The organism is Staphylococcus argensis, assembly GCF_002902305.1.
Classification (GTDB): Bacteria; Bacillota; Bacilli; order Staphylococcales; family Staphylococcaceae; genus Staphylococcus; species Staphylococcus argensis.
On the sequence record NZ_PPPX01000001.1, the window covers coordinates 480,928 to 493,152 of the forward strand.

10 protein-coding genes are annotated in these 12,225 nt (G+C 38.1%); 7 read left to right on the plus strand and 3 right to left on the minus strand.

The window, feature by feature from the left end; translation table 11 throughout:
* Positions 1 to 164: 164 nt before the first annotated feature.
* Positions 165 to 1,250 (minus strand): lipoteichoic acid biosynthesis protein CozEa, encoded by a 1,086-nt coding sequence (gene cozEa / locus CD039_RS02460; protein WP_103370982.1) that lies wholly within the window; start codon positions 1,248 to 1,250, stop codon positions 165 to 167.
* 412 nt (positions 1,251 to 1,662) lie between these two features.
* Here cozEa and CD039_RS02465 point away from each other — a divergent pair, with 412 nt between their 5' ends.
* The 3 genes from CD039_RS02465 to CD039_RS02475 all read left to right on the plus strand — a co-directional run bounded on the left by CD039_RS02465 (position 1,663) and on the right by CD039_RS02475 (position 4,692).
* A complete protein-coding gene (locus tag CD039_RS02465; protein ID WP_103370983.1) occupies positions 1,663 to 3,255 on the plus strand; it encodes an alanine/glycine:cation symporter family protein in 1,593 nt (530 codons plus the stop codon).
* Positions 3,256 to 3,341: 86 nt separating this feature from the next.
* On the plus strand, positions 3,342 to 4,088 hold the full coding sequence (locus tag CD039_RS02470; RefSeq protein ID WP_103370984.1) for an esterase family protein: 747 nt from the start codon (positions 3,342 to 3,344) through the stop codon (positions 4,086 to 4,088).
* A gap of 91 nt (positions 4,089 to 4,179) precedes the next feature.
* Complete coding sequence (locus tag CD039_RS02475; protein ID WP_002472217.1) at positions 4,180 to 4,692, plus strand: 2'-5' RNA ligase family protein; 513 nt, start codon at positions 4,180 to 4,182, stop codon at positions 4,690 to 4,692.
* 83 nt (positions 4,693 to 4,775) lie between these two features.
* On the opposite strand, the gene ltaA is transcribed toward CD039_RS02475, so the two are convergent.
* Positions 4,776 to 5,960 (minus strand): lipoteichoic acid biosynthesis MFS flippase LtaA, encoded by a 1,185-nt coding sequence (ltaA, locus tag CD039_RS02480; protein ID WP_103370985.1) that lies wholly within the window; start codon positions 5,958 to 5,960, stop codon positions 4,776 to 4,778.
* A complete protein-coding gene (locus CD039_RS02485) occupies positions 5,938 to 7,113 on the minus strand; it encodes a diglucosyl diacylglycerol synthase (RefSeq protein ID WP_103370986.1) in 1,176 nt (391 codons plus the stop codon). The genes ltaA and CD039_RS02485 overlap by 23 nt, the downstream gene beginning before the upstream one ends.
* A 624-nt stretch (positions 7,114 to 7,737) precedes the next feature.
* Here CD039_RS02485 and CD039_RS02490 point away from each other — a divergent pair.
* The 4 genes from CD039_RS02490 (at position 7,738) to CD039_RS02505 (ending at position 12,147) form a co-directional block, all read left to right on the plus strand.
* Positions 7,738 to 9,222 (plus strand): UDP-N-acetylmuramoyl-L-alanyl-D-glutamate--L-lysine ligase, encoded by a 1,485-nt coding sequence (locus tag CD039_RS02490; protein WP_103370987.1) that lies wholly within the window; start codon positions 7,738 to 7,740, stop codon positions 9,220 to 9,222.
* Positions 9,212 to 9,445 carry a YueH family protein gene (locus tag CD039_RS02495; protein ID WP_167386221.1) on the plus strand — a complete coding sequence of 78 codons (234 nt, stop codon included), beginning with the start codon at positions 9,212 to 9,214 and terminating at the stop codon, positions 9,443 to 9,445. The genes CD039_RS02490 and CD039_RS02495 overlap by 11 nt, the downstream gene beginning before the upstream one ends.
* Positions 9,446 to 9,465: 20 nt before the next feature.
* Positions 9,466 to 11,028, plus strand: coding sequence for a peptide chain release factor 3 (locus CD039_RS02500; protein WP_103370989.1), 1,563 nt, complete (start codon positions 9,466 to 9,468; stop codon positions 11,026 to 11,028).
* Between the two features lie 324 nt (positions 11,029 to 11,352).
* On the plus strand, positions 11,353 to 12,147 hold the full coding sequence (locus CD039_RS02505) for a TerC family protein (protein ID WP_103370990.1): 795 nt from the start codon (positions 11,353 to 11,355) through the stop codon (positions 12,145 to 12,147).
* Positions 12,148 to 12,225: the final 78 nt, after the last annotated feature.

The following is a 12,225-nucleotide window of genomic DNA, read 5'->3' on the forward strand; positions in this document are numbered from 1 at the left end:
GTTACTTATGCATAGATGAGTAAAGTAAGTTAATGAAATGTGAAAGAAGAAAGTATAGGAGAAAATTGAAACCATTCTCATATTAAAAAAGGGGTTCGAAGAGGACTATCTCTTCGAACCCTAATTGTGCTTGTTAAAGGATTGTGACGTTACTGTATCTCACTTTAGTCTTTAACATCACTATTTGCTTTTTCAAGAATGTGTTGACGGTACTTGAAGACATTTTTAACAACAGTCTTAATCACTGCGTAAAGTGGTACCGCTATGATGATAAGACCAAATCCACCAAGTTCACCTGAAGCTAAGATTACTACGATGATTGTAAGTGGATGGATGCTTAATGATTTACCCATCACGTTTGGAGTGACGACGTTACTTTCAACTTGTTGTGCGATCAACGTGATGACACAGACCCAAATGAACGTGACTGGACTTTGGATGATACCAATGATAGCTGCTGGAATGAATGACATCCATGGCCCAAGGAATGGGATGAGGTGTGCCACACTGGCGAACATTACAAGTAAAAGTGTGTAACGTAAACCGATAATTGTATAACCGATATATAACATGATACCGAGAATAATACTGACTAATACTTGTCCTTGAATGTAAGATTTAAGTGTATGATCTAAATCTTTAAGTAAGTTAACGACAAAGACCTTTCTTTCGCCTTTGAATAGACGTGCGATGAACGGGATGAAACGCTCATGGTCTTTTAACATAAAGATTAAGAAGAACGGCACCATGATGAGTAAGAATAATGTAGAGATAAATGACGTAATATAGCTGATAGAGTTAGATAAGATATCTGTAACGCTATTACCTGCTGATTTCACTACATTATTGATACGATTTGTCACATCGTCAGGTAGACGGTCTTTCTGGTTAAGTGCAAAGTGAATGATGTCTTGCGCTTCACGCTGAAGTGTTGGGATTTGTGAGATCAGGTTTTCCACTTGAGCAACGATAAGTGGACCAACAACGCCAATCACTAATGCGATAAGTGCAATCAAGACGATGAAGATAATAAGAATACTACCCCATCTTGGCACTTTGTATTTTTCCAATAACTTTTGAAATGGCAAACATATGTAGAATAGAAAGCCACTGAGCAAGAATGGAAGTAAGACGGCTTGGATGATAATTATGAAAGGAGTGAATATTTGATGTACTTCCATAACCAATCTGATTAAGACGAACAAGATGATCAGCGCGATCCCTGTTCTAAACCAAACTTTGTTTAACATTGGCTAGCTTCCTCCTATTAATCTTTGAATACGATACTACTAAGTATAGCTTATTCACCAGTGATACTAAAGTACAAATTGCGAGTATATGTAAATTTTGCGCTACTGAATCTACTGGTACAACTATTTACTTTATTTCCCACTTCTCTTCCTTTAAAAGTCATAAAAAGAAAATTCCTTTGAACTTCTTTCAAGATACTTCATATTTTCGATGATTTGAGTGGAATTTCATTCGCAATTGTCTCGTGGTTTAAGAAAATTTTTATACTCAGTTAAAAGGGATAGCTACAGCGTTTAGTGAAGTTTTTCATCTAGTATAAAAAGAATAAAAGTTGATTGGTAATTTTTTAAAGTGTATAATCTTTAAAAACATAACCATTTGCGCAACAAGTAAAAAAGGGGGATGGTACATATGTTAGAACATGTTGTATCATGGTTAAACGATGTTGTGTGGAGTAAGCCGTTAGTGATTCTATTGTTACTAACCGGTATTATATTCTCATTATTCACAAGATTTTTACAAATACGTCATTTTAAAGAAATGATTCGGTTGATGTTTCAAGGGGAGAAATCGCCCACAGGTATTTCGAGTTTCCAAGCGATTGCATTATCGCTCGCAGGTCGAGTAGGGACAGGTAATATCGTAGGGGTATCTACTGCCATCTTCATCGGTGGACCTGGAGCAGTATTTTGGATGTGGGTCACAGCTTTCTTAGGTGCGAGTAGTTCGTTTATTGAATCTACTTTAGGCCAGATATACAAACGTGAAACGAAAGGGGAATACCGAGGAGGTCCAGCATTCTACATTGAGCGCGGTATCAAAGGTCGTACTGGTAAGATATATGGACTAATCTTTGCGGTAGTGACGGTTATTTCAGTAGGACTATTACTGCCTGGCGTTCAGTCTAATGCGATTGCGAGTTCAATGACAAATGCCTTTAATGTGAATCCTTGGTTTGCAGCGATAGGCTTAGCGATTCTACTTGCTTTGATTATCTTTGGCGGTATTAAATCTATCGCGAAGGTAGCGACAGCCTGTGTACCATTTATGGCAGTTGCCTATATTATTATGGCAGTCATTATTATTATTATAAATATCGATCAAGTTCCTGCATTATTCTCACTCATATTTAAATCAGCGTTTGGTATGGAATCAGCATTTGGTGGTATCTTTGGTGCTATGATTGATATCGGTGTTAAAAGAGGATTGTACTCAAACGAAGCTGGTCAAGGAACAGGACCTCACGCAGCTGCAGCAGCCGAAGTTTCTCATCCAGCTAAGCAAGGGCTTGTACAAGCGTTCTCAGTATACGTAGATACGTTGTTTGTATGTACCGCAACGGCACTCATCATCTTGATTTCAGGCACTTATAACGTGACAGATGGAGGAAGTGACGCTCACGGCAAACCGCATTTAATTAAAGATCACGGTATATTCGTGCAGACTGCGAATGGTGATAAAGATTATTCTGGTACAGCGATGTACGCGCAAGCCGGTATTGATAAGGCCTTCCAAGGTAGTCATTATCACTTTGATCCTTTATTCTCAGGCTTTGGTTCATACTTCATTGCGATTGCGTTATTCTTCTTCGCTTTCACCACGATTCTGTCATATTACTATACGACAGAGACCAATATTTCGTACTTAACACGACATGCTTCTGAGCGAACGACGAAATTATGGGTGAACATTACGCGGATACTTTTAATACTCGCGACCATCTATGGTGCTGTCAAGACTGCCGACGTCGCTTGGAGTATGGGTGACTTAGGGGTAGGTATGATGGCATGGCTCAATATTGTGGCGATTTGGATACTTCATCGTAAAGCATTGAATGCGCTGAAAGACTACGAGATGCAGAAGAAACGCTTAGGTTCTGGTCGTTACGCAATTTATCGTCCTGATCCTCGTGAAGTACCTAATGCTGATTTCTGGTTAAAAGACTATCCAGAACGCATCCGTAAAGAAACGAACATCAACATCGACGATTATGATAAGATGTAAGGCGCTTTGAATGACAAAAGTTCATATTTCAAATTCACACGTCTCTTGGTACAATAGCGATAGGAGTATGAGGGAGCGTGTTAAGAATGACCGAATTTCAACCGGGTAAGATTACGACAATCGACTTTCCAAGTGAAGCACTTGGACGTTCGATTAAATTATCTATTTACTTACCCAAAGACTATACTGAATTATTTAAACATAAAGTGATTATTTGTTTTGATGGCCGTGATTTCTTTAGCTTTGGTCAATTACATCGCAAATATGAAAAATTACGACAAGCGGACAAAGTAGAAAAAGCCATTTTCGTTGGTTTTCACTATGAAACGGTAGATGAACGACGTGAAGAATTCCATCCTCAAGGAAGTAAAGCACCAAAAACTGTGAAAGCTGTAACGCAAGAGATTCTACCTTATATTGATCAAACGTTCTCGACTTTTAAAGTAGGTAATAGTCGCATACTGTTTGGCGATAGCTTAGCTGGAAGTATTGCTTTGATGACGGCCTTATCTTATCCGAGAATCTTTAGTCAAGTTGGCGTTTTAAGTCCACAATTTGCACAACCGATGGACCAATTAATTGAACGCTGTCAGTTTAAAGAACTTCTCAATATTTGGCACGTTGTTGGATTAGAAGAGAAAAAGTTCAACTTACCAACTACTGGTGAAGAAGCGGACTTTTTAACTCCAAATAGAGAACTTCACGAATTGTTAGTGAAAAACAATGTAACCACTCAATATCAGGAATTTGATGGTGGGCATCGTTGGAAATCATGGCAAGGCTTATTAGAAGAACTGCTAATTTATTATTTATCTGATGATATTTCATTTTAAATCATTAAGATAGGAATACATTAGTTATAAGTAACGCTTTTTTCAGAATTTTGATATAATGAAAAGTAAGAGAAACAAAGGAGGAATTTCAATGATATTAGGATTAACATTAATTCCGTCAAAAGACTTCCAAGATGAGGTAAACGCATACCGTAAACGTTATGATTCACATTATGCAATGATTAAACCTCATTTAACAATTAAGAGCGCATTTGAAATTGATGATAAAGACTTTGATTCTGTAAAAGATGAAATTAAACAACGTATTCAAGGTATACCCGCAGCGGATATTCAAGCGACGAAAGCTTCAAGCTTTGCGCCAACTAAAAATGTTATCTACTTTAAAGTAGAGAATACGGATGCTTTACAATCATTATTTGATTCATTTAACACTGAGAAATTCTATGGAACAGCTGAACATCCATTTGTTCCTCATTTTACTATCGCACAAGACTTAACAAGCCAAGAATTTGAAGATATTTACGGTCAAATGAAATTAGCTGGTGTGGATCATAAAGAAACAATTAATGAGCTTACTTTATTAAAATACAATCATGACGAAGATAAATGGGAAGTTGTTGAAACATACCCATTAGAAGGTTAATAAGCAGTATAAAGTAAAGAGTGAATACAGATAAGAAGAGCGAGTGAAAGAGTGATGGAACACTATTCTTTCACCCGCTTTTTCTAATGCTTACGTAATCTTAAAAAGTAAATACCGTAGAATAAAGCTAAGAAGAGGTAAACTGCCGCTGAGAAATAGAATGTATTAATTTCACTACCTGTGAACTGGGCAATAAATCCACCTGGAAGCGGCCCAAGCATCGCTCCGAAACCTTGCACACTATTGAATACGCCCCAAGTTTCTTCTTGCTCTTTAGGATTGATATAGCCAGCCATAAATGTATTCCAAGCAGGAAGTAGGACGCCGTACATCAATCCAATGATGAGCGCTAAGCCCCACACAATATAAATATTTGTAATCAAAGTAAGCGAGAAGATTAATATCATGTAGAGTACGAAACCACCGAAGACAACGCTATGCATAAATTGTCTACTATTATTATCTATCATCTTCGATAAAAAGAGCATGGATATCGTACAACCGATTCCTCCGATGATTAGAGTTAACGTGTACTCTACAGTTGAAACGCCGACAGTTTGTTTCGCATATATAGGTAGGATAGGGAGTAGCGCAGAAATGGCTGTACCCTGTAATAATATCCCTGGAAATAATATAAGGTGGCGTTTCATTACATCTACAATTTGAACCAATTGTGCTTTGACGGGTCTTGTATTGTAGTTAGTCAGGCGAATTTTCACAAAGTAGTACATAATCCACGCGAGAAGAACTACGAGCGCCATTAGGAAGGTAAAACGTGTCGGGCTGAATTTAAAGACGAGATTCATGCCTATCCAACCGACGAGTAAACCTAATAACCAAGCAAAGTAAACGTAACCCATCTGCTTACCGCGTTGTCGATCGTCTACGCTAGCGAGCATGATGACCCAAATAGGGCTCACAGCTACGCCAAGTAAAATTGCGCTAAGAATAAGTACAAATGGATGTGTTGGGAACCAAATGACTAAGAACAAACTTCCAAAGGCGAGTAGAAAGCCTAATGTAAGGACGACTTTGGTACCTAAACGCTTGAGAATGAACCCAATAACGAAGTTGGTCACGGCATCTGAAATGAAGTGCACAGATACAGCTAATGAAGTGATTCCAACGGCTACAGATGTCGCAGTAGGTAGCATTGAAAGGTAGCCGAGAATGTACATACCTCGCGCAAACTCCATTAGAAATAGTATCAATAACATGATTATAAAGTTTTTACTGACGCTTTGCTTATTTAAGGAGGAACTTTGCATATAACGGAACCTTTCCATACATTTCTTGATATTGTGCTGACTGATTTAATAAATCAAGTAAATCTCTACATAATTTGTATGTAGAATAAGGAACTTTCGCTTTACGCATGGCTTCAGTCATGTGTGCTAAAGTTTCTGGGTGATTCGTTAGACTAGAAACGACATCAATGGCTTCTTCTGGCGTGTCAGCAATGCGACCGAATCCTTTCTCCTGAAAATAAATCGCATTCTCTAATTCTTGACCAGGCACCGGATTTAAGAAGACCATCGGAATCTTCCGAGTTAACGCTTCAGAAATTGTGATGCCACCTGGTTTCGTTATCATGAGCTGACTAGAAGCCATCCATTCATTCATATAGTTGGTATAGCCAAGTATCAATACATTGTCGTAATCCTTAAATTTCGCTGACAATGAACGTTTGAGTTCTTTACTTTTACCACAAATCATCACGATTTGAGATTGAGGGCTACGCTCGAGTATTGACGTGATCATCTCATCAAAGCCTTTAGAAACTCCGAAAGCACCCGCTGACATTAAAATGGTTGGCTTGTCAGGATTGAGTTGATTGTGTGCTAACCATTGTGCCTGATCAATATCGTCTTCAAACTTATCAGCAATAGGAATACCAGTTACTTTAATTGCGTCACTAGGAATGCCAATAGACTCAAACTCTTTCTTCGTATCTTCAGTGGCAAGGTAATAGCGCTCAGAATGTGGTGTAATCCAGTTCTTATGTAGACGGTAATCTGTCATTACGGTAGCTACTGGTATATTCATATTAAATTGTTCAGTTAATACTGACATCACTGGTGTAGGGAAAGTAAGTAGTATAAGGTCAGGTTTCTCTCTCATCAGCAAGTTGAGTAATTTATTTAAACCATAATATTTATAGAAACATTTATCTAATTTGTCCGGACGACTATAATAGAACTGTTTATAAGTGTTTCGGAAGTATTTAAAGCTATTGATATACCATTTTTTACAAATTGTTGTCACAATCGGATGTGCTTCCATAAATAAATCATGCTCGATAATTTCAAGATTATCTAAATCCATCTTCTGAAACTGATTAACTATACTTTGTGTCACTTGCAAATGACCATTACCAAAAGAACCAGTAAGTATCAATATCTTTTTAGTTTGAGTCACCATAACGAGGCACCCTCCAGTAGTCAAATTTAACTCAAAGTTAGTGTAACGCATTTACATGGCGTATAAAAGAGTTCAAACCCTTGTGAATGCTCTATTTGTTTCATCATTTGTCAAAGCTTATTCAGCTCTTTTTTTAAACTTCAAATTATACAGTTCATTACATTATATCATTTTACAACCCTGTGTGGAATCAGTCATACTATAATCGACATAAATATTATCCACATCGTTAGTAATCTCTGTTGATCAATAGTGACTATAATGACCACGACATAGATTGTCGAGAGGGTCTAACGTGTTAGAGTCGGAATGGATAAGAATGTAAAGTCATGTAATTAAGTAATAAGGTTGATTATGCCATTAGCATATCATGAATCTTTACATTTTTCTTTAATTTATATGTAATTTATATAAATATTAAAAGTAAATTAATCTTATCTTAATGTCAGTAGTGAATAAAATGATAGGTTGTTACTACGTACAAGTTAAAGCAAGATTGGTAGTAACATTAGCCTATCTATACATATATATTACTAGTGAAAAAGTGTATAATATATCTTATTGGCATAAAACAATTAAGCCTTACATTTTACTATAGATTATACGTAATAAGGAGAGAGAATCGTGAAGGCGAGTGCATTGTTCGAAAAAATTAAAGTAAAACAGGTTATCGGCAGTTTAGATAAAGAAGTGAACGATATTACGACAGATTCTCGTACTGCAAAGCCAGGAAGTATCTTCGTTGCATCAGTAGGCTACACAGTGGATAGTCATCGTTTCTGTCAGCAAGTGGCTGATGCAGGATGTGAAGTTGTTGTCGTGAATCATGAGCAAGATATTAATGGTGATGTCACACAAATCATCGTTCCGGACACGCTACGAGTAGCGAGTTTATTAGCGAATAAGTTATTCGACTTTCCAAGTAAACACCTAACGACGTATGGTGTCACAGGCACAAATGGTAAGACCTCTATCGCAACAATGATTCATAATATTTACCGAGCGCTGGATAAGAATAGTGCCTATTTAGGAACGAATGGCTTTCAAATTAATGAAGAGAAATCTAAAGGCGAGAACACGACACCTGAAACAGTTTCTTTAACTAAAAAGATACAAGAAGCCGTTGAAAAAGATGCCGAAGCAATGACGTTAGAAGTCTCAAGTCACGGCCTAGCTTTAGGACGTTTGCGTGGCGTTGAATTCGATGTTGCGATCTTTTCGAACTTAACGCAAGATCATTTAGATTTCCATGGTTCAATGGAAGCGTACGGGCACGCGAAGTCGTTGCTTTTTAGTCAACTTGGTCAAGACCTCTCTAAAGACAAATTCGTAGTGCTTAATAAAGATGATGATTTCTCCGAATACTTGGCGACGGTTACACCGTTCGAAGCCTTCACATATGGTATAGATAATGAAGCCCAATTTATGGCTACCAATATTCAAGAAACGTTACAAGGTGTCACATTTGATTTAGCAACGCCTTTCGGTACATATCCTATTCAATCCCCATATGTAGGTAAGTTTAATATTTCTAACATTATGGCTGCTATTATCGCTGTATGGAGTACAGGTATCAGCCTCGAAGAACTCAGCCGAGTAGTACCTCGTTTAGAACCAGTTGAAGGTCGTCTTGAAGTGCTCGATCCTGATCTGCCAATTGATTTGATTATCGATTATGCGCATACAGCTGACGGAATGAATAAATTGATCGACGCAGTAAAACCTTTCGTTAAACAGAAACTGATCTTCCTCGTAGGCATGGCTGGAGAAAGAGACATGGGCAAGACGCCAGAAATGGGAACCGTTGCATGTCGCGCAGATTACGTCATCTTCACACCAGACAACCCAGCCAATGACGATCCTAAGATGTTGACTGCTGAGCTTGCTAAAGGTGCTACACATGATAACTATGTCGAGTTTGATGATCGTGCTGAAGGTATTCGTCACGCTATTGAAGTAGCTGAGCCAGGTGATACCGTCGTGCTTGCTTCTAAAGGACGTGAACCTTATCAAATCATGCCTGGGCATGTTAAAGTACCTCATCGTGATGATTTAATCGGTTTAGAAGCGGCGTATAAGAAATTCGGCGGTGGACCGGTTGAAGATTAAAGAGGTCCAGTTAGCAGAAGTAGCACGTAAAGTCTATATTTATAAAAATGAGTCAGAACGAGCGACATTGATAGCCATACCTGATTTGGAATGGTCAATGTTACTTCCTGATACGCAAGACGAACAAGAAGTCGAAACGGAACTCGTGATGCATTTATTTATCTTAATGGATGACGATGATGCTGAACATATAGCTAGACAAATTATTCAATGGTTACAATAAATAATTAAAGGAGTTAAAGCATGTCTATCAAAGAAGAAGTTGAATCTAGAAAAACCTTTGCCATCATTTCTCACCCGGATGCTGGTAAGACAACATTAACTGAAAAATTACTGCTTTTCGGTGGTGCGATTAGAGAAGCAGGTACCGTTAAAGGTAAGAAGACGGGTAAATTTGCGACAAGTGATTGGATGAAAGTGGAACAAGAACGTGGTATCTCTGTTACAAGTTCTGTGATGCAATTTGATTATGATCACTATAAGATTAATATTCTTGATACCCCAGGACACGAGGATTTCTCCGAAGACACGTATCGTACATTGATGGCAGTCGACAGTGCAGTCATGGTTATCGACTGTGCGAAAGGAATTGAGCCTCAAACACTTAAACTGTTTAAAGTTTGTAAGATGAGAGGCATTCCTATCTTCACCTTTATCAACAAGCTCGATCGAGTAGGGAAAGAACCGTTTGAATTACTTGATGAAATTGAAGAAACACTTAATATTGAAACGTATCCAATGAATTGGCCAATTGGAATGGGTCAGAATTTCTTCGGTATTATTGATCGTAATGAGAAGACGATTGAACCATTTAGAGATGAAGAGAATTTACTTCATCTTAATGACGATTTCGAATTGGAAGAGTCTCATCCGATTGCGAATGATTCTGCTTATGAACAGGCTATTGAAGAGTTAATGCTCGTAGATGAAGCAGGCGAAGACTTCGATACTGATGCATTGTTAGGCGGTGAACTCACACCTGTATTCTTCGGTTCAGCGCTGGCTAACTTCGGTGTAGAGAATTTCTTGAATGCGTACGTAGATCACGCACCAATGCCTAATGCAAGACAGACGAAAGATGGTAGTGAAGTGAGCCCTTATGATACTGATTTCTCAGGATTCATTTTTAAAATTCAAGCTAACATGGATCCTAAACATCGTGACCGTATTGCGTTTATGCGTGTCGTAAGTGGTGCTTTCGAACGCGGTATGGATGTGAAACTACAGCGTACGAATAAGAAACAAAAGATTACACGTTCAACATCATTTATGGCCGACGATAAAGAAACTGTGAACCATGCGGTTTCAGGAGATATCATCGGACTTTATGACACGGGTAACTACCAAATTGGCGACACTTTAGTAGGTGGAAATCAAAAATTTGAGTTTGAAGACTTACCTCAATTTACGCCAGAACGCTTTATGAAAGTGTCACCGAAAAACGTTATGAAACAGAAACACTTCCACAAGGGTATTGAACAACTTGTGCAAGAGGGTGCAATTCAGTACTATAAAACGTTGCACACTAATCAAATTATTCTTGGTGCTGTGGGACAACTACAATTCGAAGTGTTCGAGCATCGCCTTAACACAGAATATAACGTCGAAGTGGTCATGGAACCAGTAGGTCAGAAGATTGCGCGTTGGATTGAGAATGAAGAAGATATCAAAGATAAGATGAATACTTCACGCTCAATATTAGTTAAAGATCGCTATGACCAATACGTTTTCTTATTTGAAAATGAATTTGCGACAAGATGGTTTGAAGAGAAATTCCCTGAAATTAAATTATATAGTTTGTTATAACTATTAGAGTTGTGTATAATTACCTTTAACAAATAGCATACCTATGACTAACATAGTCAGAGGGGAGTAACTTAACTATTCGATATAGAGTGGTTGTCATATGACAAAGCACAGCCACTGTCGAATAGCGTCACTTTGTCGTCATTACGAAGACTATATCTTCCGGTAAAGTGGGCAAATATTATCTGCTAAGTGAGACCTTTGCTACTGTCATGAATTATGTCTAGAAGTGCAAATATTTCTTTGTGAAATAGGCATATATTCGATTGACGGATGGCATAGGTCTCTATTTGTATTCAATAATATTTGAAGGAGTTGTCCTTGATGGATCCGAGTTTAATATTACCTTATCTGTGGGTGCTCGTCGTATTAGTCTTTCTCGAAGGGTTATTAGCTGCTGACAATGCTGTTGTCATGGCTGTAATGGTGAAGCATCTTCCACCAGAACAGCGCAAGAAAGCATTGTTCTATGGCCTGTTGGGCGCCTTTATCTTTAGATTTATCGCTTTATTTCTTATTAGTATTATCGTTAATTTCTGGTATATTCAAGCTGCAGGAGCAATCTACTTGCTCTACATGTCTGCGAAGAATCTCTATCATTTCTTTAAAAATAAAGATGAAGGACCTCAGAATCCTGATGACGTAGAATCAACTGAATCAGAAGAAGAACAGAAAGTCAGTAAAGGGCATTTCTGGTCTACCGTCTTTAAAGTAGAGTTTGCTGATATTGCCTTTGCGATTGATTCTATGCTTGCAGCGATGGCAATTGCCTTTACGTTACCTACTTTAGGAATTCACTTCGGCGGTATGGATTTAGGTCAGTTTGCCGTGATGTTCCTCGGTGGTATGATTGGCGTTATTCTAATGCGTTTCGCAGCCACTTGGTTTGTGGAACTCTTGAACAAATATCCAGGATTAGAAGGCGCAGCATTTGCTATCGTCGGCTGGGTAGGAATTAAGCTTGTCGTCTTAGTCCTCGCACATAAAGATGTAGGTGTCCTCCCAGAGTCATTCCCGCATAGTATGTTATGGCAAATCATCTTCTGGTCTGTGATGATTATCCTAGTGATTGTAGGTTGGCTAACGTCATTGAGAATGAACAAGAAACAAAGTAAATAACCCTTTCATATATATACACGCTTTAACATTGCATTTTACTTCTACAAATTGTAATTTAAAGCGTGTTTTTTATTGAAG

What these genes read in the sequence shown, in the direction of transcription:
- CD039_RS02465 (WP_103370983.1), top strand. Translation starts at nt 1,663, where the DNA reads ATGTTAGAACATGTTGTATCATGGTTAAACGATGTTGTGTGGAGTAAG.
- CD039_RS02505 (WP_103370990.1), top strand. Translation starts at nt 11,353, where the DNA reads ATGGATCCGAGTTTAATATTACCTTATCTGTGGGTGCTCGTCGTATTA.
- ltaA (WP_103370985.1), bottom strand. Translation starts at nt 5,960, where the DNA reads ATGCAAAGTTCCTCCTTAAATAAGCAAAGCGTCAGTAAAAACTTTATA.
- cozEa (WP_103370982.1), bottom strand. Translation starts at nt 1,250, where the DNA reads ATGTTAAACAAAGTTTGGTTTAGAACAGGGATCGCGCTGATCATCTTG.
- CD039_RS02475 (WP_002472217.1), top strand. Translation starts at nt 4,180, where the DNA reads ATGATATTAGGATTAACATTAATTCCGTCAAAAGACTTCCAAGATGAG.
- CD039_RS02470 (WP_103370984.1), top strand. Translation starts at nt 3,342, where the DNA reads ATGACCGAATTTCAACCGGGTAAGATTACGACAATCGACTTTCCAAGT.
- CD039_RS02500 (WP_103370989.1), top strand. Translation starts at nt 9,466, where the DNA reads ATGTCTATCAAAGAAGAAGTTGAATCTAGAAAAACCTTTGCCATCATT.
- CD039_RS02485 (WP_103370986.1), bottom strand. Translation starts at nt 7,113, where the DNA reads ATGGTGACTCAAACTAAAAAGATATTGATACTTACTGGTTCTTTTGGT.